The sequence below is a fragment of the Nocardia alba NBRC 108234 genome (assembly GCF_001612665.1).
Taxonomy (GTDB): Bacteria; Actinomycetota; Actinomycetes; order Mycobacteriales; family Mycobacteriaceae; genus Nocardia; species Nocardia alba.
Genome location: NZ_BDAX01000019.1, coordinates 163,493 through 183,709 on the forward strand (window position 1 = coordinate 163,493; position 20,217 = coordinate 183,709).

General features: G+C 67.6%; 18 protein-coding genes and 1 riboswitch. Of the genes, 7 read left to right on the forward strand and 11 right to left on the reverse strand.

All coding sequences use genetic code 11. The annotated features are described in order from the left end of the window. Positions 1 to 48 precede the first annotated feature (48 nt). Positions 49 to 1,947 (forward strand): serine/threonine-protein kinase, encoded by a 1,899-nt coding sequence (locus tag NA12_RS21755; protein WP_243654803.1) that lies wholly within the window; start codon positions 49 to 51, stop codon positions 1,945 to 1,947. Here the strand turns inward: NA12_RS21755 and hpt are convergent. From hpt to dacB, 4 genes are all read right to left on the reverse strand, one after another. Beyond that, complete coding sequence (gene hpt, locus NA12_RS21760; protein WP_067454285.1) at positions 1,944 to 2,495, reverse strand: hypoxanthine phosphoribosyltransferase; 552 nt, start codon at positions 2,493 to 2,495, stop codon at positions 1,944 to 1,946. The two genes, NA12_RS21755 and hpt, sit on opposite strands and share 4 nt — an antisense overlap. 24 nt (positions 2,496 to 2,519) lie before the next feature. Further along, complete coding sequence (tilS, locus tag NA12_RS21765) at positions 2,520 to 3,509, reverse strand: tRNA lysidine(34) synthetase TilS (protein WP_067454288.1); 990 nt, start codon at positions 3,507 to 3,509, stop codon at positions 2,520 to 2,522. A 120-nt stretch (positions 3,510 to 3,629) separates the two neighbouring features. Beyond that, positions 3,630 to 4,703 carry an Rv3626c family coenzyme F420 biosynthesis-associated protein gene (locus tag NA12_RS21770; protein WP_067454702.1) on the reverse strand — a complete coding sequence of 358 codons (1,074 nt, stop codon included), beginning with the start codon at positions 4,701 to 4,703 and terminating at the stop codon, positions 3,630 to 3,632. 14 nt (positions 4,704 to 4,717) lie between these two features. Next, complete coding sequence (gene dacB / locus NA12_RS21775; RefSeq protein WP_084473004.1) at positions 4,718 to 6,082, reverse strand: D-alanyl-D-alanine carboxypeptidase/D-alanyl-D-alanine endopeptidase; 1,365 nt, start codon at positions 6,080 to 6,082, stop codon at positions 4,718 to 4,720. A gap of 254 nt (positions 6,083 to 6,336) precedes the next feature. On the opposite strand from dacB, the gene NA12_RS21780 reads away from it, so the two are divergent. Continuing rightward, a complete protein-coding gene (locus tag NA12_RS21780) occupies positions 6,337 to 6,825 on the forward strand; it encodes an inorganic diphosphatase (RefSeq protein ID WP_062991391.1) in 489 nt (162 codons plus the stop codon). A gap of 65 nt (positions 6,826 to 6,890) precedes the next feature. Here NA12_RS21780 and NA12_RS21785 read toward each other — a convergent pair whose 3' ends face one another. The 4 genes from NA12_RS21785 to NA12_RS21800 form a co-directional block, all read right to left on the reverse strand. Further along, positions 6,891 to 7,118, reverse strand: a complete 228-nt coding sequence (locus NA12_RS21785) for a hypothetical protein (RefSeq protein WP_067454293.1) — start codon at positions 7,116 to 7,118, stop codon at positions 6,891 to 6,893. A gap of 108 nt (positions 7,119 to 7,226) precedes the next feature. Beyond that, on the reverse strand, positions 7,227 to 8,990 hold the full coding sequence (locus NA12_RS21790) for an MDR family MFS transporter (protein ID WP_067454294.1): 1,764 nt from the start codon (positions 8,988 to 8,990) through the stop codon (positions 7,227 to 7,229). Further along, a complete protein-coding gene (locus NA12_RS21795) occupies positions 8,987 to 9,478 on the reverse strand; it encodes a MarR family winged helix-turn-helix transcriptional regulator (protein ID WP_067454295.1) in 492 nt (163 codons plus the stop codon). Before NA12_RS21795 ends, NA12_RS21790 begins: the two co-directional genes overlap by 4 nt. A gap of 87 nt (positions 9,479 to 9,565) precedes the next feature. Further along, positions 9,566 to 10,387 carry a crotonase/enoyl-CoA hydratase family protein gene (locus NA12_RS21800; protein WP_067454298.1) on the reverse strand — a complete coding sequence of 274 codons (822 nt, stop codon included), beginning with the start codon at positions 10,385 to 10,387 and terminating at the stop codon, positions 9,566 to 9,568. Between the two features lie 242 nt (positions 10,388 to 10,629). Between NA12_RS21800 and NA12_RS21805 the strand changes: the two genes are divergently transcribed. Beyond that, positions 10,630 to 11,106, forward strand: a complete 477-nt coding sequence (locus tag NA12_RS21805) for a YbaK/EbsC family protein (RefSeq protein ID WP_067454299.1) — start codon at positions 10,630 to 10,632, stop codon at positions 11,104 to 11,106. 2 nt (positions 11,107 to 11,108) lie between these two features. Here the strand turns inward: NA12_RS21805 and NA12_RS21810 are convergent, their stop codons facing one another. Next, positions 11,109 to 12,251 (reverse strand): Fic family protein, encoded by a 1,143-nt coding sequence (locus NA12_RS21810; RefSeq protein WP_067454300.1) that lies wholly within the window; start codon positions 12,249 to 12,251, stop codon positions 11,109 to 11,111. A gap of 177 nt (positions 12,252 to 12,428) precedes the next feature. On the opposite strand from NA12_RS21810, the gene NA12_RS21815 reads away from it, so the two are divergent. Next, positions 12,429 to 12,896, forward strand: a complete 468-nt coding sequence (locus NA12_RS21815; protein ID WP_243654846.1) for a flavin reductase family protein — start codon at positions 12,429 to 12,431, stop codon at positions 12,894 to 12,896. A gap of 65 nt (positions 12,897 to 12,961) precedes the next feature. Here the strand turns inward: NA12_RS21815 and NA12_RS34970 are convergent, their stop codons facing one another. Next, the gene (locus tag NA12_RS34970) at positions 12,962 to 13,513 is read right to left on the reverse strand and encodes an excalibur calcium-binding domain-containing protein (RefSeq protein ID WP_165914769.1); all 552 of its coding nucleotides are present in this window, start codon (positions 13,511 to 13,513) and stop codon (positions 12,962 to 12,964) included. A gap of 212 nt (positions 13,514 to 13,725) precedes the next feature. Beyond that, positions 13,726 to 15,042, reverse strand: coding sequence for an aminotransferase class V-fold PLP-dependent enzyme (locus NA12_RS21820; RefSeq protein ID WP_067454305.1), 1,317 nt, complete (start codon positions 15,040 to 15,042; stop codon positions 13,726 to 13,728). Between the two features lie 41 nt (positions 15,043 to 15,083). Continuing rightward, a riboswitch (SAM riboswitch) is annotated at positions 15,084 to 15,198 on the reverse strand. 315 nt (positions 15,199 to 15,513) lie between these two features. On the opposite strand from NA12_RS21820, the gene NA12_RS21825 reads away from it, so the two are divergent. Genes NA12_RS21825 through NA12_RS21835 form a run of 3 tightly spaced genes read left to right on the forward strand, consistent with a single transcriptional unit; the run spans position 15,514 to position 20,121 of the window. Beyond that, on the forward strand, positions 15,514 to 16,644 hold the full coding sequence (locus NA12_RS21825) for an AAA family ATPase (protein WP_067454309.1): 1,131 nt from the start codon (positions 15,514 to 15,516) through the stop codon (positions 16,642 to 16,644). A 23-nt stretch (positions 16,645 to 16,667) separates the two neighbouring features. Continuing rightward, positions 16,668 to 18,863, forward strand: coding sequence for a S8 family peptidase (locus NA12_RS21830; RefSeq protein WP_067454311.1), 2,196 nt, complete (start codon positions 16,668 to 16,670; stop codon positions 18,861 to 18,863). Beyond that, positions 18,856 to 20,121, forward strand: coding sequence for a DUF6615 family protein (locus NA12_RS21835; protein WP_067454314.1), 1,266 nt, complete (start codon positions 18,856 to 18,858; stop codon positions 20,119 to 20,121). The genes NA12_RS21830 and NA12_RS21835 overlap by 8 nt, the downstream gene beginning before the upstream one ends. Positions 20,122 to 20,217 lie beyond the last annotated feature (96 nt).

Sequence of the window (20,217 nt, forward strand, 5' to 3'; positions counted from 1 at the left end):
TCCACGGCACGGTTGAACTTCCGCGCGTGTGCGCGCGTATCACCCGTCGTGAGCCCGACTGTCAGCACCGAGGCGACCCGTCCCTCGCTCGACCGCACCGCCACCATGCACTCCACCGATCGTCGCGGGCTCGACCGGTTCGAGGCGGGCGATCGCGTCGGCGACTTCGAGCTGCTCACCGAACTCGGCGTCGGCGCGTTCGCCCGGGTCTTCCTGGCCCGGCAACGGTCGATGCAACGCCTGGTCGCGGTGAAGATCTCCGCCGACAGCGGTACCGAGCCACAGACCCTGGCCCAGCTCGACCACGCCTACATCGTGCGCGTGTTCGATCAGCTGGTCCTCGATCCACCCGAGGACGGCTCGCCCCGGCTGCGACTGCTGTACATGCAGTTCCTGCCCGGCGGCACCCTGCTCGACCTGCTGCGCTGGGTCCGCGCGACCCCGCCCGCCGAACGCGACGGCCGGCTCCTGCTGGACGCGATCGACGCGGCGATGACCGAGAAGGGCGAGATCCGCCCGGCGGATTCGAGCGTGCGCCACGAGATCGCCCGACTCAGCTGGCCCGACACCGTGGCCTGGTTGGGTCGGCGGCTGGCCGCCGCGCTGGACCACGCGGCCGATCGGGGTGTGCTGCACCGCGATGTGAAACCGGCGAACGTCCTGCTCACAGCCGAGGGTGTGCCGAAGCTCGCCGATTTCAACATCAGCTTCAGCGAGACCGCGGGCACCAGCCCGCTCTCGTATTTCGGCGGGTCGCTGGCGTACATGTCACCCGAGCAGCTGGAGGCCAGCCATCCCGGCTACGACCGCACCGCCGCCGATCTGGACGCACGCTCCGACCTCTTCTCACTCGGCGTACTGCTGTGGGAATTACTCACCGGCACAAAGCCATTCGACGACACCAACGCCGACGACCCCACCTGGTGCGATCGAACCAGACTCGAAGCGATACTCACCTCGCGCAGCAATGGCGTGAGCGACTATGCGCTACAACAACTTCCACCGGACTGCCCGCCTGCACTCCGCCGGGTGTTGCTGCGTTGCCTCGAGCCTGACCGAACTGACCGCTGGCCCGACGGAGATGTCCTCGCTACGCAGTTCGACCTGAGTCAGGACGCACATGCTCGCGACCTTGTAGATCCACCACCGAACAGTTGGCGAATCAGATTGCGACCGGTCCTGTTTCCCATCATGGCGTTGTCGATCGCCATCCCCAATTTGCTGGCCGCCATCTACAACGCACAGTTGAACACCGCGCTGATCGTTGACCGGCTCGACCCGAGCACCCGTGCCACTCTACTGAGAGTCGCAGGCGCCACGAATGTGGTGTTCTTCGCTTTCGGCGCCGCAATCTTGATCTACCTGGCCAGACGGCTCCTCATTATTCCCCGGCGGCTGCGTGCGGGCAGTGACTGCCATTCCAGTTCGCTCGACCGCGCCCGCCAGGATTCCTTGAGGTTGGGCAACCAGGCCGTCACGATAGCCTCCGTCCTGTGGCTGATGGCGGCTGCTGTATTCGCGGCGACAATCGGATTCGCAGGCAACGGTCTGACTATCCGTACCGTAGTTCACTTCGGACTCGCGGCAGCGATTTGCGCGGCCATTGCGATGACCTACCCGTTCTTCCTGATCACGCTGTATCTCACGCGTTGCGTCTACCCGTTGTTTCTCCACCATGGTGAGGACTTCCGCCGCGATAGACAGGCACTGACAGGCTTGATCGCCCAATGTCGCCGATATTTGATCGCTGCGGCGTCTATTCCGCTCGTCGCGGGTATCGGAGCGACGTTCTTGCCGGTCGAAGACCTACGAACGACCACCACCCCACTCCGCGCTATCTGCGTGGGCGGGGTGATCGGGTTCGTCGTGTCCTACGCGGTGTTCAGGATCATCGAAGCCGACATCCGCGCCTTATTGCGGGTGGTCGGCTCGCGGACAGCGGGCTAGGAGTAAACCGCTGGGTTGAGGGTGCCGATGTAAGGCAGGTCGCGGTAGCGTTCCGCGTAGTCGAGGCCGTAGCCGACGACGAATTCGTTGGGGATGTCGAAGCCAACGTGCGCGACATCGACGGGGGTGCGCAGCGCGTCGGGCTTGCGGAGCAGGGTCACTACTTCCAGCGAGGCCGGGTTGCGGGTGGACAGGTTGCGCTTGAGCCAGGACAGGGTCAGGCCCGAGTCGATGATGTCCTCGACGATCAGGACGTTACGGCCCGCGATGTCCTTGTCCAGGTCCTTCATGATGCGCACGACGCCCGAGGACGAGGTGGACGAACCGTAGGACGATACGGCCATGAATTCGAGCTGGGTGGGGATCGTCAACGCCCTGGCGAAGTCGGTCATGAAGAAGATCGCGCCCTTGAGAACGCAGATCAGCAGGAGGTCGCCTTCGGGGGAATCGGGCGGGTACCGCTTGGCGACGAGTTCGGCCAGTTCCTCGATTTTGGCTTTGATCTCGTCTTCGGTGATCAGCACCGATGCGATGTCGTCTCCGTACACGGAAGTGGGTGTCCCTTCGTGGCATCAAATGCGCGGCTGTGCTCGCACCGCCAGCGTGCCACGTTCACGCGTCACGACCAACCTGTGGTCGCTGGAGCCGCCGGCCACCGCCACGCCGCCCTGCCCGTGCCAATTGCTCACCAGCTCGTCGATCGCCTGTAAATGAGCGTTCACGAGCCCGGTCACGCCCTGATCGGCGAGCCAGGCGCGCACCACCCGGCGACGCAACGCGGGCGGCGCAGTGGCGAGGATCTCGATCGAGAGGGCAGACGTACCAGCGAGGCGCGCACGCGCGTTACGTAGCAGCTCTGCGGCGTAGGCATCGAGCACCGCGCCGTCCTCGCGCAGGTGGTCGGCGGTGCGCACGAGTGCCTGCGCCACTCCACCGCCGAGCGCGTCCTCGAGCAGCGGCAGTATTTCCTCGCGGACCCGCACGCGGGTGTACCTGCGGTCGGCGTTGTGCGGGTCGTCCCATGGTTCGATTCCGAGATCGGCGCACATCCGCGCGGTATCGGCCCGCCGCACCCCGAGCAGGGGCCGCCCCCACGGCGGATTCCACGCCGCCATCCCCTGGATCGACCGCCCGCCCGACCCACGCGCCAACCCCAACAGCACGGTCTCGGCCTGATCATCGAGCGTGTGTCCGAGCAGTACCGGCCGCCCGTCGCGCACCGTCTCCAACGCCGCATACCGGGCCGACCGCGCCGCTGCTTCCGCGCCCCCCACGCGCCCTACTTCGACGGGCACAACAATCGCCCCGACGCACCCGAGCCCCAGCGCCTGCGTGGCCGCTCGTTCAGCCACCTCGGCCGACCCCGCCTGCAACCGATGGTCGACGACCACCGCACAGACTTCACCGGCCTCGACAACAGCGGCGGCCACCAGCGCCAGCGAATCGGCCCCACCGGACAACCCCACAACCACCGGGCTCGGCCCACCGTGCGCGGCCACCCACTCGCGCACACCCCGTCGTACCGCCAGCACCGCCGCCGTCTCCGGTAGGCGCGATGTCATCGGGTACACCGAACGGTCGCATCTCGATCATCGGACGGCAGCCGCGATCCAACAGCAGACCGAGCGGCCGTGCTCGGCGGTCTATCGCCCGCGTATGTCACCTGTGCAGGTTACCGAGGCCTATCCGAGTACCCGGCGAATCCACCGGTCCGGATCGTCGACCTCGTCCAGCAACGGCAGGGTGTCCGCGTTCGTCCACACCGCGTTGAACTCCGCGACCCCGACCCGCTCGACGACCGCGTCCACGAATTTCTTGCCCCGCACGTACTGCGCGACCTTCGCGTCGACGCCGAGTAACGCCCGCAGCAGCCGCTGGATCGGGTTGGACGGCTTCTGTCGACGCCGATCGAACGCGGCCCTGATATCGGCGACGGTCGGCACCACAGCGGGCCCGACGGCGTCCATCACATGATCGGCGTGCCCTTCGAGCAGCGTGCCGAGCATCAACAACCGATCCAGTGCCTCCCGTTGCGGTGGCGCTTGGGCCGCGCGCAACAGCCCGACCACCCCTCGACTGTTCGGATCGTCGGCGTTCGCGCCGTTGCGCCGCGACCGCACCTCACCGACCAACCGGGTGAGCATCTCGCTCATCGGCTCCTCGCCGACCTCGCTCAGGATGTCCACGTTGGTACGCATGTACCCGGCCAGCCAGGGCGCCGACGAGAACTGCACCCGGTGCGTCACCTCGTGCAGGCACACCCACAGCCGGAAGTCGCTCGGATCCACGCCGAGTGCGCGCTCGACGCCGAGGATATTGGGCGCGACCAGCAGCAGGGTGCCGTCCTCGCCGGTGAACGGGTCGTACTGCCCGAGGATCGCGCTCGACAGGAACGCCAGCATCGTCCCCGCCTGCACACCCGCGGGTTTGCCGACGAACTTGCCGCCGTCGGCGGATTCGGTACCGGTGAGCACGGCCATCGAGTCGGCGGCCGCGGCGATCCACCCCGGCCGGTCGACGATCCTGGCCTCGGGAACCGGCCGGTCGTCGAGCAGCCCACTGACCTCACGCACCGGCAGTTCGGCCAGCACCGAGGCCGATGCCAACTCGGCGACGACCTGTTGCGCCGTCTGCCGGGACGCGCGCGGTCCTGCCGGCGCGAGCAGCGCCCCGGTTCGCGCGGCCAGCCGCCAGTCCACCGCTCCGCTGAATCCGGAATTCTTGCGCTCGGTCTTTTCGGTCGTCTTCTCGGTCATCAGCCACCCGTTCTCTACGAGCATCCGCAGTCGCGCAGGGCACCCGCCACCGCGTCGAGCGCCGGCCTGCTCTGCTCCGGCAATCGGTCGTTCGACATGAGTGCGAAGGTGAGTACCCGCCCGTCGCGGTCGAGTACATATCCGACCAACGCGCTGGCCACACTCAGAGTTCCGGTCTTGGCGCGCACCCACCCCGCACCCTGCCGGTTCTGCGTCACGAAGCGCGGCGCGAGGGTGCCGGTTCCGCCCGCGACGGGCAGGTAGTCCAGCATCGGGGCGAGAGCCGCTGCGCGCGGATCGTTCTCGGGCCTGGCCTGGGTGCCCGCCGGTACCACGGCCGCGGCACCGGTCGGCTTCGCCGCGGTCGCGATGATCGAATCGAGCAGCTTCGGCGTGACCCGGTCGTCGATGGAGAGCCCGCTGTTGTCGGCCAGGCGCAGTCCGGCGATGTCGAACCCGGCCGTCGACAGGGCGGCCGTGGTGGCCGCGACCGCACCGGCGAAGGACGCGGGCTGTCCCGACGCCGCCGCCAGCTCACGTCCGATGGTCTCGGCGAGCACATTGTCGGAGTGAATCATCATGTCGTGCAGGCGGACTCGCAGCGGAGCCGATTCCACCTTCGCGATCTGCGCGCCGGTCTGCGCGGCCGGTCCCACACGCACCGCGGCGGGGTCGGCGCCCAGCTCCGCCGCCAGCGCCCGCCCGGCGTCGAGCGCGGGGTTCGCGGTGCGCGGGGAATAGTCGGCCGTTGGATCGAACCGGCCACCGTCGAGCATGATCGGCTCGATCGGGGCGATGGACCCTTCCGCGATGTCGATCGGGTCCCACCCCGAGGCCATGGTCGGCCCCGAGTAGGCGGAGGTATCGACCACGATCGCGTTCACCTGCCGACCCGAGGCCCGCACCTGCGCGGCCAGATCCGCGATCCTGGCGCCGCCGGTGTAGTAGCCGCCGGCCGCCCGGGTGGTGAGCGTGGGATCTCCGCCCGCGACCAGCACCAGCTCGCCGGGGGCGCCCGCGAGCACCTTCGTGGTCACCCGCTGATCATCGGGCAAGGTCAGCAGCGCGGCCGCCACCAGCATGATCTTCGCCGTCGACGACGGAATCATCGGCTTGGTCGAATCCTTACTCCACAGCACCGTCGCGCTGCTCGGATCGCTCACCTCACCGGCGAACGCGCCGAGATCGGGATTGCCGACCACCGGGGCGAGCGCCGCGGCGATGCCCGCCACCGTCGGCGCGGGCGCGTCCGATCGGGCAGGGGCCACCTCGGGGAACACCTGGCCGGTATCCGGCGCGGGCGCCACGGTGAGTCCGCCGTGCCGGAATTCCGGTGTCCACGGCCGCGCGATCGCCGCGAAACCACCCGCGATCACCATCAGCGCGACCACCACTGCCGACAACCAGATCCAACGGGATTTCCGGCGCCCGCGCACCGCTGATCCCGGATTGCCGCCTGTATCGACCACGACAGTGTCTCCCTCAACGCCGACCGACACGCCTCGACTGCGCGACTACAGCCGCCTGCCGCACCGGTGTACCAGCACACCACACTATCCTCGTTGCGCACCGGTTCCCCAGAACGATCTGGCGATTCGGCACAGTCCAGCACTCGAACGAGCAAGGAGATGGCGTGGAGTTCGACGTCACCATCGAGATTCCCAAGGGTTCTCGGAACAAGTACGAGGTCGATCACGAGAGCGGCCGGGTCAAGCTCGACCGGTACCTGTACACCTCCATGGGCTACCCGGCCGACTACGGCTTCATCGAGAACACCCTCGGTGAGGACGGCGACCCGCTCGACGCGCTGGTGCTGCTGCCCGAGTCGGTGTTCCCCGGCGTGATCGTCGAGGCCCGCCCGGTCGGCGTGTACCGCATGACCGACGAGGCAGGCGGCGACGACAAGGTGCTGTGCGTCCCCGCGGGCGACCCGCGCTGGGACCACATCCAGGACCTGGGCGATGTCTCGGAGTTCGAGCTGTCGGCGATCAAGCACTTCTTCGAGCGCTACAAGGATCTCGAGCCCGGCAAGTACGTCGAGGGTTCGGAGTGGCTCGGCCGCGCCGAGGCCGAGAAGATCATCGACGAGTCCTTCACCCGCCTGAAGGAATCCGGCCACTGAGCTGGCTGGAACACGAAAAACGGGAAGTCCGAAGAATTTCGGACTTCCCGTTTCCTGTTCCGAGATCAGTACCAGATGTACAGGTCCCAGCCGTCCCAGCTCTCCGTGCACTCCCAGTAGTACCCGCCGCTGTACGGATCCTGTCCGGCCGCACGGCACTGGTAGAGCTCGTAGTACGTGCCGTAGTAGGTGCCGTACGGCGCCGCGGCAGCGTTGCCCGCACCGACCGCCGACACCCCGGCGACGGTCGCGAGGGCCAGCAGAGCGGCGGCGATAGTGGATTTGATGCGCATGTTGTCTTCTCCTGTGCGTGCAGTGGCTTCTTCCTCGAAGTTATTGCGGCGCACAGGTTCGAACAGCCACCCCTAGGGGTTGGTTCGCGCTCCCCTAGGGCACTTCACCTACCCCACCCGACCTCGACCATCGCTGTCCCCGTCACTCGGATCCCCGGTGGCAGCGGCGGTGGACTGCGCGGTGGTGTCGATCAGCGCACCCACCCCGTCGGCGGCCTTGGCGTCGCCGTCGGCCTGGATTCCGCCCGCCATCCGCAGCGGAACTTCCTTCCAGAACAGCACCAGCAGCAGGGCGATCAACGCCACCGCGGCCGCGACGAGGAACACCGTCGACATCGAGTCGGAGAAGCCCACCTGGAAGGGTTTGGCGAGCTCGGGGTCGAGCTGCTGGATGATCGAGCTGTCCTGGAGCACCTCGCTCGCGGCCGAAGTGTCATGCGCCAGTAGACCCTTGGCCAGCGCGGCGTCGGCCGGGTTGGTGCTCTTGGCGCCCTCGATCACGGCCTGCTGGTAGGCGGGATCCGCGGCCGACTGCTGCAGTTGGGTGGTGATGCTCGGGGTGAGCAGCGAGAACAGGATCGACAGGAACACCGCCGCGCCGAGGGTGCCGCCGATCTGGCGGAAGAAGGTCGCCGACGCGGTCGAGACGCCCATGTCCTTGGGCGGCAGCGCGTTCTGCAGGGCCAGGGTCAGCGGCTGCATGAGGTTGCCGAGGCCGAAGCCGGTGGCCGCCATGAACAGCATCGCCAGCCACAGCGGGCTGTCGGCGTCGAGCAGGTGCAGCAGGAACAACCCGAGCGTCAGCGTGCTCGCGCCGATCAGCGGGAATGCCCGGTAGCTACCGGTTTTCGAGATCAGCCGACCGGACAGGATCGAGCCGGTCATCATGCCGAGCACCATCGGCAGCATCTGCAGACCGGCCTCGGTCGGTCCCGCGCCGCGCACCACCTGCAGGTACTGCGGCAGCAGCAGCATGCCGCCGAACATCGCCGCACCGACGACGAAGGAGATCACCACGCCGAGCGCGAAGTTGGCGTTGTCGAAGATACGCAGCGGGATCAGCGCCGCGTCGCCCATGAATTTCTCCACCGCGACGAACCCGGCGAGGCCGACCACGCCGATCACGTAACAGATCACCGAAGAGCTACTGCTCCAGCCCCATTCGCGTCCCTGTTCGGCCACGATCAGCAACGGGACCAGTCCGATCGCGAGCACGACCGCACCCGCGAAGTCGATGCGATGGGTGGCGTGCGGCTTACGCGGCAGATGCAGCACCCGGGTCACCACCACCAGGGCGAGCAGCCCCAGCGGCACGTTCACCAGGAAAACCCAGCGCCAGCCGGTGATGCCGAGGATGGTGTCCTGCCCGGCCAGCAGACCGCCGAGCACCGGCCCGAGCACACTCGAGATGCCGAACACAGCGAGGAAGTAACCCTGGTAGCGAGCGCGCTCACGGGGGGCGATGATGTCGCCCATGATGGCCAGCGCCAGCGACATGAGCCCGCCCGCGCCCAAACCCTGGAACGCGCGGAACGCGGCCAGCTGATACATCGACGTCGCCAACGTGCACAGCAGCGAACCGATGATGAACAGACCGATCGCGGTCAGGAAGAACGGCTTGCGGCCGAACATGTCCGAGAGCTTGCCGTAGAGCGGGGTACTGATCGTCGCGGTGATCAGATAGGCCGTAGTGGCCCAGGCCTGCAGCGAGTAGCCGTCGAGGTCGTCGGCGATGGTGCGGATGGAGGTCGACACGATCGTCTGGTCGAGCGCGGCCAGGAGCATGCCGAGGATCAGCCCGGACAGGATGGTCAGAATCTGTCGATGGGTGAAGCCCGCCGGTGAGTCCACCGGGGCAACGGTTGTCGTCACGAATCATTCTCCGTAGTGCGCAGTGCGGGTGGCTGGGTCGCCAGGAACGGGCGGGCCGCGTCGTAGTCGTCGACGAACCGCGTCAGCAGCCCGGCGAGCAGGGCCCGATCGTCGGCGGACCAGTTCTCGGTGACGATGGCGACGGACTCGCGGCGCTTGGCCCGGATCCGGTCGGCGGTCTCGCGTCCGTAGTCGGTGACCGCGAGCACGGTGGCTCGCCCGTCGTCGGGGTCGGCGGCGCGCACCACCAGGCCACGCTCCACCAGCTGCGCGACCTGCCTGCTCACCGTCGAGGCGTCCGAGTTCACGGCCTCGGCGAGCGCACCCGAGCGCATCGGCCCGTCGCAGAGCAGCCGGAACAGCACCATGAACCCCGCCGGGTCGATGCCAGAGCGGTCCTTGATCTGGGCCATCGCCCGATCGCGCAGCCGGTGCAGTCGCACGAGCTGGATCGCGATCGCGTCGATCGCGGGCTCAGTCTCACTCACACTTCACCCTTACTTGCATCAATCAATTAGTTGTGTGATGCAAGTATGTAGGCAGAACGGCTACCGGGGCAACCGTTTGAACAGCCTTTACTCGCCCTTGAACTGCGGCGCGCGCTTCTCGAAGACCGCCGCGATCGCCTCGGGGAGGTCCTTCGACGGCAGGAACGCCGCGTTCCACGTCGACACGTAGCGCAGACCGTCGGCGATCGCCGGGCTGGTCCGCTGCTCGAGCACGTCCTTGATGCCCTGCACCACCAGCGGCGGGTTCCCCGCGATCTCGCGCGCCATCGCGTGCGCGGCGGCCAGCACGGCCTCCTGATCGGCGAACACCTCGTTCACCAGACCCATCCGCTCGGCGCGAGCCGCGTCGATGTCCTTGGCGGTAAAGGCCAGCTCCCGCAAATTACCCTCGCCGATGATGCCGGGCAGGCGCTGCAGCGACCCGATGTCGGCGACGATCGCCACCTTCGCCTCACGCAGGCTGAACTTGGCATCCGCGCTGGCCAGACGAATATCAGCGGCCGCGATCAGGTCGAGGCCACCGCCGATGCACCAGCCCGACACCGCCGCGATCACCGGCTTGGTGCACTCGGCCAGCGCCGTCACCGAAGCCTGCATCCGGCGGACCTCCTTGAGGAACTCCGTGCGCGGCGCGGCCTTCGCGTCCTCGACCAGCACCGGCGCCAGCGTGCCCGCGGTGGCGGCCAGGTCGAGACCGAACGAGAAGTGCTTACCCGACCCGGTGATCACCACCGCCCGCACCTGCGGATCAGCGTCGAGCTCGGCGAACACCTCCGGCAGCTCGCGCCAGAAGTCCGGCCCCATCGCATTGCCCTTGCCCGGCCCGATCAAAGTGACCTGCGCCACGTTGTCGGCGATCTCGACGGTAAAAGCCTTCCATTCACTCATCCCCCGATTATTGCCACCACGCCAACATGCCACCACCCCCGCCCCACAGGGAGGGCCCGGCCAGGTTCGCGGCCGTCCCGTCGATCAGGTGCCGTTGCGTACGCGACGAAGGAGCAAGCAACGGCACCTGATCGACGGGACACCAGGGGCCGCGAACCTCGAGCGCGCCAGCGCTCCAACGAACACAGCCAGAACTCCAAGTAACACAGCATATTTCCGGCAATCGACCTAACCTGGTTGGTATGCGCAGGTCGTCATTGCCGCCGGTCGCATGCCGGGTCGCCGAAACTCTCATCGCCCGCGGCCACCACGGTGTCATCGTCTGCCCGGAGACGCCGACTCCCACCGCGGTCGCTGCCGCCCGCGCCTTGGGCGCTCACCCCACCGCGATCCTCACCGCCCAGGTCTTCCTCCTGGACGACGACCCCGTCCTGCTCCTGGTCGCCGACCACCACCGCGTCGACCTCGCCCGCACCGGCACACGCCTCGAGGGCACCCTCACCCCCGCCCCCACGGCCCTGGTCGAACGCATCACCGGCCAACCCATCGACGGCACCGCCCCTCTCGGCCACCCCACCAACCTCCCCACCTGGGTGGACACCGCCCTCGCCGCCCACCCCGAAGTCTGGGCGGCGGGCGGCCACCCGAACACGGTGTTCCGCACCAACTTCCGCGAAATCATCCGCATCACCGCGGGCCTGCCCATCGAAATCGACTGAACCTAGGACTGACCGGCGTATGGATCGATCAAAGTCGCTGGTGTGCGCGCGGTCTCGAGTACCCGATCGGGGAACGCGGCGCCTGCCGCGTAGTACCTGGCACGAGTCCGGCCCACTGGAACAAGCACTTCGCGACGTACCATCTCGCGTAGATCACGCTGTGCCTGTTGAGTATTGAGCCCTTCGGCCTGTTCATACCTGGTCCGGCGCACCCGACCGGACATCGCCACGTCGTGCAGTGCGGACACGATGCGTTCGTCGCAACCCTGCGCACGCAGATAATCGGTCGCACCATCCCACACGCGCCGTGAACGCTCAGCTCTCGCATGTACGGTCTGCGCCTGCTGGTGATAGGCGGTGAGACTGAACCGGACCCACTCGGAGACATCCTGGTCCGGCCGGTAAACACTGCCCCGTCTACCGAGCACCCGGTAGTACTCCCAGGTATTGCCAGGCCGCCCGAGCCACGCTTCGATGGAGGAGAACTCCGGTGCGATAACACGTTCACGAGCGATCATCAATGTCTGTAGCGACCGCGACATCCGGCCGTTGCCGTCAGCCCATGGATGAATCGACACCAGGTGCAGATGTGCCATCGCGGCGGAAATCAGTGGATGTGTCGTCGTCGGCGTGTTCAGCCAATCGACCAACTCACTCATGAGGTCAGGAACCTGTTCGACGGCAGGCGCGGTGTAGGCGGCGATACTCGGGTCGCGGGCGTCGGTGACATAGACAGGGCCGCGCCGCCACTGCCCCGCGGGCTTGCGCGGTGTGTGTCGGTGCCCCTGCAACATCCAGTGCAGAGAATTGAGAAATCCGGCGCTGTATTCGAAGTCCTCGACGTCGTGCAGCGTCTGAATATAGGTCATCATCCGCGCATATGCCGAGGTCTCGGCACGATTCTCCTCAGAGACCTCGACGTCACGCTCGCCCGCGAGCAGGTCCTCCACATCAACCGTCGAGACCTTGAATCCCTCGATCGAATTGGAAGCCGACACCGCATCGGCGGTCAGGAATTTGCGCAACCCACCTACCCAGACTGCGGGAACGCTTTGCAGTTCAAAATGGAGGGACTCTCGCATCTGGTCGACCTCAGCGAGCACTGCCTCATCGCCCGGCGAGAGGTTCGGCGTGGGAAACAGCATCCCTCAATGATCCAATGACGTAATCATTACGTCAACAGTGGTCGCTGGTGAGTCGGATCAAAAGGACAGAGCGGGCGTATGTTGGGGGCGGTGGGCGATGTGCAACCTTCTTCCGAGACCGGGCTGGTCGTTCCCGACGATTTGAGCGGGATCACCGCTGAGCAGTATCGGGCCTCGATGCGGCACTATCCGTCCGGTGTCACCGTGGTGACGCTGGGCGCGGCGACCGGACCGGTGGGTTTCACCGCCACGTCGTTCGCCTCGCTGTCACTGGAGCCGCCGCTGGTGTCGTTCAATATCGCGCATACCTCCTCGAGCATCGACGCCCTGCGCGTCGCGGACTCGGTGGTGATCCACTTCCTCGGCGAACACCAGCACCACCTGGCCCACCGCTTCTCCCGCACCGCCGCCGACCGCTTCACCGACCGTTCGCTCTGGACAACCCTCGACACCGGCGAACCGGTCCTGCACGGCACCCCCATCTGGCTGCGCACCACCCTGCACACCCTCATCGATCTAGGCGATCACACTCTCGCGGTAGGCCTGGTCACCCGAGTCCACGACCAAACCGAGGAATCCCCCTCCGCCGCCCCACTGCTCTATTACAACGGCAAATACCACCGCCCCACCCCCCTCGACACCTGACCTGAGCGTCGATATCGCACGTCCGCGTCGGGGACATCATTCGTTCGATGGATACGTGATCGTCCCTATTCGCAGGCCACGCCGTCGCCGTCGCGGTCCAGGGCGGAGCGATAGCCGGGGTCGCCCCTGTACAGCGGGGCTGCGCCTGCCGCTCTGGCAGCGGCGCAATTCTGGTAATAGGCGCTGGCGGGCGCGGGCGGTTGGGGCTCCGGTACGGGTGCCACCCGGGGGGCGGGGAGGTCGACCGTCGTGGTTGGCACGGGGACGATAACCGGCGGCGGAGGCGGTGGCGCGACCGTGGTGGTAGGCGCTATGGGCGTCGGCGGGAGATCGATCACAGTGGTCGGGGCGAGTGACAGCACGGCGGGCGCCGTAGTTGTCGGGATCGCGGTGGTCGTCGACGGCTTTGTCGTGGTTGATGATTCGAGTGGGCGGATGGTCGAGGTGGGCGATGTCCGCACGGTCGGAGCAGGTTTGTCGTCACTGAGACCGGCGACCACCGAGAGACCGAGCACACCAGCGACCCCGATCCCGGCCAGCAACGGCCAACGCCGTTTCTTTTCGGGCTGCCGGGGCGGGCGAGCCCACGGGTCGGGCGGCTGGGTAGGTCGAGTCACTGGGTCCCCTTTGATTGTCGGACAAACTCGGGGGCTTCATCGCGACGGGTTCGACCCGTGTTACCCAGCAGGAATCCACTCTGAACGTAGGAGTTTCAGAGAAAATCTCCGGCTGAATTCCCTGGCGGGTGTCACGCGATAGCGGAACGAATATCGGCCGCCGAGAGCGAGTCTCGACGGCCGACGTTCGGCGGATCTCGTCTGTGACGAGTTCAGCCGATCAGGCAGGGGGCAGCGCCTTCGGGTGAAGAGGCGCTGAGGGGGCGGGTTTCGGGGGTGGGGTTCCAGTGGCCGTCGGTGGCGGCGTAGTTCCAGGTGGGGCCGTCGGCGACCAGGGTGGCGACCGCGCTGATCAGGCGGTCGACGTCGGCGGCGGTGGTGCCGAGGCCGATGCTGGCGCGCAGGGCCGCGTCGAGGCCGAGGCTCGCGAGGAGCGGGTGGGCGCAGAAGCGACCATCGCGGACGCCGATGGCGTGTTCGGCGGAGAGGTAGGCGGCGACTTCGCCAGGGGCGAATCCGGCGATGGTGAAGGCGACGATGCCCACACAGTCGGGGCTGTCGGACCAGATGTTGACCAGGCCGACGCCGGACAGCGCGGACAGGCCGGCACGCAGCCGGTCCGCCAGGAAACGCTCGTGCGCGACGAGTTCACCAGGGTCGATGGCGGCGAGCGCATCGCAGGCCGCGGCGATAGCGGCCGCGCCCAACACATTCGGCGAACCGGCCTCGTGCCGCTGCGGCGCGCACGCCCATTCGACCTCTGTCACACCGACACTGCGCACCGCGCCACCACCGGCGAGGTAGGGCTCGCCCGCGTCCAGCCAGTCCCGCCGACCCACGAGCACCCCGGAACCGAACGGCGCGTACAGCTTGTGCCCGGAGAACGCGAGGTAGTCGATCCCGTTCTCGCGCAGGGAGATCCGGCGATGCGGCGCCAGCTGGGCGGCGTCGACGAGAATGCGCGCACCACACTGATGAGCGATGGTCGCGAGGCGCTCCAGCGGCAGCACCTCACCGGTGACATTGGACGCCCCGGTCACCGCGAGCAGCGCGGCGGGCTTGCTGCACAACTCGGCGACGACCCGCTGAATCGTCTCCTCGACAGTGGCGGCGGCCCGGACGACCCGACGACCGCGCGCGGCCCACGGCAGGAAGTTGGCGTGATGCTCGATATCGAGGACCACGGTCTCCCCCGGCACGCACCCGGCCAGCAGGTTCAGCGAATCGGTGGTGTTGCGCGTGAACACGACGACCTGGTCGTCGTCGGCGTCGAGGAACCGGGCAACCGACCCACGCGAAGCCTCGTAGCACTCGGTGGAGATCCGCGAGGCGTACCCCGCACCGCGGTGCACGCTGGCGTAGAACGGCAGCAGCTGTGAAATCCGGTCGGTGACCTGCTTCAACGCCGGCGCGCTCGCCGCGTAGTCGAAGTTGGCGTAGGTGCTGGTTCCGCCCTGAACGAGCGGAACCCGCAGGTCGGCGCCGGACACGTCCGCGATGGCACAGGTGGGGTCGACTACAGCAGTCATGACGAAATCCCGTCGGCTCAGGGACCCGCTCTTGAAGAGGTGGCCCGCGCTTGCCGCGCCCAAGTCGGACGTCAGCCTGGTCGTCACCCGGAGCACCCCACCGCGGAGGAGGGTTGCCGACCAGCAAGCCGGGGCTGAACGCTGGTACTCGTGACCTGCAACGAGACTGACAGACGACAGCCGGACCTGTCAACCACCCTCCGAAAAACACCGCTCGCCAGTGCGGCGAGGACCTATCGGGCGCCGCACTGGCGAGGCACGCCCGAAGCGACGGGAATCGCCGATGACCTGACGTCGCGGAACTAGCATCCGACCAAAGGAATTGCTGCGCCGAGGGCCTGGCAGATCAATGTGGCGCTGCGGGTGGGGTCCGATGTCAAACCGGTACACAAGGGGTGAACTTTGCCCGTGATGGACGCCGTACGATCGAATGAAGCAATAACAGTCCACGCAATTGATCGGAAGAAGACCATGTCACACGCCCTGAGCTCCACTTCGGCGGACGTGAGCGCTGATCTGCCCGATGAATTCGTCCACCTGGCCAGGTTGGCGCTGGCCGGGCGCGAGCAGGATGTCGCGATGTTCGTGCGCCGGGCCGCGCGGCGACACCGGCACGCCAGTCCCGACCTCGCCGACGCGCTGGTCGCGCTGCTGCGCCAGAACCCCACGCGCGCCAATCCCCTACGCGCCGAAGTCGATACGCCGATTCCGGTCGACGGGGACAGCAGACTGCCGCTGCTGCGGGTGATCCACCCCGGCTCCACCGTCGAAGTGCCGATCCTGGGCCCCGAAACCTACGACGTGCTCACCCAGATCGTCGACGAGCGCAAGCAGGCCGACCGGCTGGCCGCCGCCGATCTCACCCCGGCCCGCAGCCTGCTGTTCGTCGGTCCGCCCGGGGTCGGCAAGACGATGGCCGCGGCGTGGCTGGCCCACCAATTGTCCTTGCCGCTGGTGGTTCTGGACTTGGCGACCATCATGAGCAGCCTGCTCGGCAAGACCGGCACCAACCTGCGCCATGCCATCGACTACGCCAAGCAGCGGCCGTGCGTGCTGCTGCTCGACGAACTCGACGCCATCGCCAAACGTCGCGACGACGATCGCGACGTGGGCGAATTGAAGCGGCTGGTGACGGTGCTGCTCCAGCAGATCGACGACTGGCCGACCGGGGCGGGCCTGGTCATCGGCGCGACCAACCACGCGGATCTGCTGGATCCGGCCGTGTGGCGACGCTTCGATGTGAGCGTGGAGTTCGCGCTGCCCGAGGCGGAGCAGCGCTGCGAGGCGATCCGCCGGTTCGCCGGGCAGCCGCTGCCCGACGGCGCGGTGGACGCGGTCGCGCTCGCGTCGAAGGGCTTGTCGTTCAACGACATCGAGCGCACGATGCTGCGATTGCGCAGGCGATGCGTGCTCGAGGACCAGCTACTGCCCGGACTCATGGCCGAGCATTCCGCGCGACTGGTAGCTGAATTTCCCAAAACGGATCGGTTACAGCTGGCACAGACGCTGACCGGCGTGTCAGGCTTGTCTCAGCGCCAGATCAGCGCGCTGACGGGGGTGTCGCGCGACACCATTCGTGGTTTCACGCATCGACGGGAATAGCGTGCCGGCTGGGGGGATCACGAGTGGCGGGACCGCGATTTCTGATCGGCTTCGGTGAGCGACTCACCGCGCCCATCTCCGCCGGCAGATCCGGTGGCTCGCCGCAGCCCCCGTACACGGTGGAGCAGGCGCGGGCCCGACTCGCGCCGATGCTGAGCGCGGCCACCTCACGTGCGGACGCGCTGCCCAAGACCGCCTGCCCGGAGGACGAGACGGTCACCGCGGTAACTCTCCATCCGCAGTACCTGCCCAAAAGTGGTTATCCCACAAGGCTTCTCACGTCGATGCAGTTGGATCCACTGGGCAGCAGGCCGGTAGCGATCGCGCCCGAGCACGGCAAACCACGGCCGAGCACACTGCTGTTCCTGGCGACCACCCGCGTCAATCTGCAGTTGCTCACCGCGCGGATCAATGCCGACGCACCACTGGGCGGCGCCGAGAACGGCATCGTCAGCCTGGCGGAATTCCGGCTCAACGACGCCGACGACAGACTCAGACTCGCTGCGGCATCGCGTAATTCGGAGACAGTCGCCGAACTGGTGCTGCACTCCGATCGCGATATCGCGCTGGCCGGCCTGCTCGATTTCTCCCGCGATCTCGATCTCGACGTGGCCATCGACCGCAGGCTCGACAACGGCGGCCTGGCCTTCGTCCCCGTCATCGGAACCCACGCCGCCATCGCCGCGCTCGCCGGCTACTCGTTCACCAGGGTGATCCGCCGCATGCCGCGCATGCGCACCCAGTTGGGGCGCGACACCGCCACCAGGACAACACTGTCGACGTTTCGTCCGGTCCTGCCGACGGCCGAGCCGACCGACCGGGAGCTCACCATCGCGGTCTTCGACGGCGGCATCCCCGCGCACACCCCGCTGACCCGCTGGGTGGACACCCACACCTTCGCCGACAGTGCCGCGCCCCACCGCAACTACCTCGACCACGGCCACCGCGTCACCTCGGCGCTGCTGTTCGGCAGCATCGACCCCGTCGCGCCGGTCCCGGTCCCCTACGGCTATGTCGACCACTATCAGGTGCTCGACGAGAACACCGACGACGACCAATGCGAGCTGTACTCGGCCATCGAGCGCATCGATACCGTTCTGCGCCAACGCAAATACGAGTTCGTCAATGTCAGCATCGGCCCCGAACTGCCCATCGAGGACGACGAGGTACATGCCTGGACCGCGTTCTGGGACGACTACCTCAGCGACGGCACCACGCTGGCCACCATCGCGGTCGGCAACAACGGCGAGGCAGACCGGCCCAGTGGTAATGCGCGCGTGCAGGTTCCGGCCGACAGCGTCAACGCGCTGGCCGTCGGTTCGTCGGATCGGGCGGGAGCACAGTGGAACCGCGCGCCGTACTCCGCGATCGGACCCGGCCGATCCCCCGGCACCGTGAAACCCGACCTGCTCGCCTTCGGCGGCAGCGATCACGAACCGTTCCACGTCGTCGGACCCGACGGCACCGCCGTTCCCGACTCGGGCACCAGCTTCGCTGCCCCGATGGCACTGCGCGCCGCGCTGGGCGCGCGCACTCTGTTCGGCCCGAAACTCGGTGCGCTCGACCTGAAGGCACTGCTCGTACACACGGCCGAAAGACGCACCAGCTCACCGGATTCCGATTCCGGGCACGGACGCATCGCGGCGACCCTCGCCGACCTGGTGCTCTGCGGCGACGGCGAGGCCAGGGTGCTCTACCAGGGCGAGCTCACCCCCGCGAAGTACCTGCGCGCCCTGATTCCGCTCCCCGCGGCGCTGCCCGCCGGCATGGTCCGCATTCGAGCGACCCTGGTCTACGCCACGCCGGTCGACCCCGCCGACCCCGGCAGCTACACCCGCAGCGGCCTCGACGTCACGTTCCGTCCGCACGACGAGCGGTTCGCCGAACCGTCCAGAATCCACCCGGATTCGGCCCCGTTCTTCCGCACCACCGAACTCGATCCCGAGGCTGTACCGCGCCGCGACTCGCGCAAGTGGGACACCGTCCTACACGCCGAGCGCAGCAAGCGCGTCAACAGCCTGCGCAACCCGGTCTTCGATATCCACCACAACGCCAGGGAATCCGGTCACGCGGGCGCCAACGTACAGCCGATCCGCTACGCGATGGTGATCACGGTGCGCCACGCCAAGGTCGACGATCTGTACGAGCGGGTACTCAGCGCGTACGTCACCCAGCTCGAGGCACTGCGCCCGGCGATCGATATCCCGCTCGATGTCTGAGTTCCCGGCGGAGATCTTCGTCGACCCGATCGCGGCGCGGCGGCTGAGTTCGCAGAGTGTGTACCGGCTACAACACCTGGGCGCGCGGCTGTTTCCGTGGCAGGAGGAGACGTTCACCGAGCTCCTGCTCGGCCACCTCACCGGGGTCGACTATCGCATCGACGCGCCGTGCCCCGATTGCGTGCCGCCGCGCCGGTGCACGTCGTGGGGGTCGGCTACGCAGACGACGGGAGTGGGCGGGCTCCGGCTGCTGACCCGACCGGAGGAAGGCGGCAACCGGGCTCGCGGCAGGCGCGGGGTCGGCGCGGATTTCATCTACAGCGTGCGCGACCCCTCGGGTGCGAGCGAAGTACGGCTCCTCATCCAGGCCAAGCGGGCCCGACGCGGTGAGCCGATCAAATCGGCCGCCCTGCCTACCGCCCAGCGCGCCGATCTGCGTGACGCCGCAGCGCATTTCGGCGCCACCGCGTACTACCTGTTCTACGCCGAGTCCGAGTCGGCGCACGTGGGTCACCTCACCCGCTGCGCCGAGCACACCAGTCCCTCGGACACGTCGATCGTGATCGTCCCCGCGCAGGTCCTCACCCGCGCGTTCGACGAGCAGAAGCGGGGCTCGATCGCGGCGGATCTCGTCTTCGCCCTCGGTCGCACGCTGCTGTGCCTGGACGGTTGCGCCCCGGCCCCCGGCCTGTCCGCCTTCGACCGGCTCCTCGGCTTCGTCCGCGAGGACAATCCCGACTACCAGCCCGTCGACCCGGAAACGAGGCTGCCCGCCACGCCCGCCGTCACCATCATCGGCACCCGCGCCAAACCGCCCCGGCGGCCGCCGTCACGCCGCGTGACCCGCGCGGGCCATCAGGTCGGCGACGGCGAGATCCTGTGGGTCGATCTGAGCGCCGCCGACCGTTGGGCGCAGTCGACGACGCCGGTCGGCGCCTCGTCCACGCTGGAGCCCAGCTGGTTCGACGGCGTCGATGCCGATCGATTGCGCGAGCGAACTCGCAAATACTGGCGACTCGCGCTGCACCGCGCTGTCGCGGTGCGCTTCGTCGCGGCCTGGGCCGACGGTGACGTTCGCGCGGTGTACCGCGTCCTCGACGATTCCCTGGTCATCCACCACGACCACGGCGGCAAGATCTCGTTCGAACTCGCCGATGTGGATCCCGCGTCGAATATCCACGCTCAGGTCCGGCGTCGTGCCGAGGCCTATCAGTCCGCGCGCTCGACACGCGCGCGCAATGTCGTCGGTTATCCCTGACCGATTGCCCCGAGTTGCCTGATCACACCCAGTTTCCAACCATCTGAGTATCCCATGATGGACACCCGAGATGATTGGGTACCTCCACTATTTGCT

Excerpts from the sequence above, each read along its gene's own strand:
- tilS (WP_067454288.1), bottom strand. The coding sequence starts at position 3,509 with ATGACATCGCGCCTACCGGAGACGGCGGCGGTGCTGGCGGTACGACGG.
- NA12_RS21770 (WP_067454702.1), bottom strand. The coding sequence starts at position 4,703 with ATGACCGAGAAGACGACCGAAAAGACCGAGCGCAAGAATTCCGGATTC.
- dacB (WP_084473004.1), bottom strand. The coding sequence starts at position 6,082 with ATGGTGATCGCGGGTGGTTTCGCGGCGATCGCGCGGCCGTGGACACCG.
- NA12_RS21785 (WP_067454293.1), bottom strand. The coding sequence starts at position 7,118 with ATGCGCATCAAATCCACTATCGCCGCCGCTCTGCTGGCCCTCGCGACC.
- NA12_RS21800 (WP_067454298.1), bottom strand. The coding sequence starts at position 10,387 with ATGAGTGAATGGAAGGCTTTTACCGTCGAGATCGCCGACAACGTGGCG.
- NA12_RS21805 (WP_067454299.1), top strand. The coding sequence starts at position 10,630 with ATGCGCAGGTCGTCATTGCCGCCGGTCGCATGCCGGGTCGCCGAAACT.
- NA12_RS21810 (WP_067454300.1), bottom strand. The coding sequence starts at position 12,251 with ATGCTGTTTCCCACGCCGAACCTCTCGCCGGGCGATGAGGCAGTGCTC.
- NA12_RS21815 (WP_243654846.1), top strand. The coding sequence starts at position 12,429 with ATGCGGCACTATCCGTCCGGTGTCACCGTGGTGACGCTGGGCGCGGCG.
- NA12_RS21820 (WP_067454305.1), bottom strand. The coding sequence starts at position 15,042 with ATGACTGCTGTAGTCGACCCCACCTGTGCCATCGCGGACGTGTCCGGC.
- NA12_RS21825 (WP_067454309.1), top strand. The coding sequence starts at position 15,514 with ATGTCACACGCCCTGAGCTCCACTTCGGCGGACGTGAGCGCTGATCTG.
- NA12_RS21835 (WP_067454314.1), top strand. The coding sequence starts at position 18,856 with ATGTCTGAGTTCCCGGCGGAGATCTTCGTCGACCCGATCGCGGCGCGG.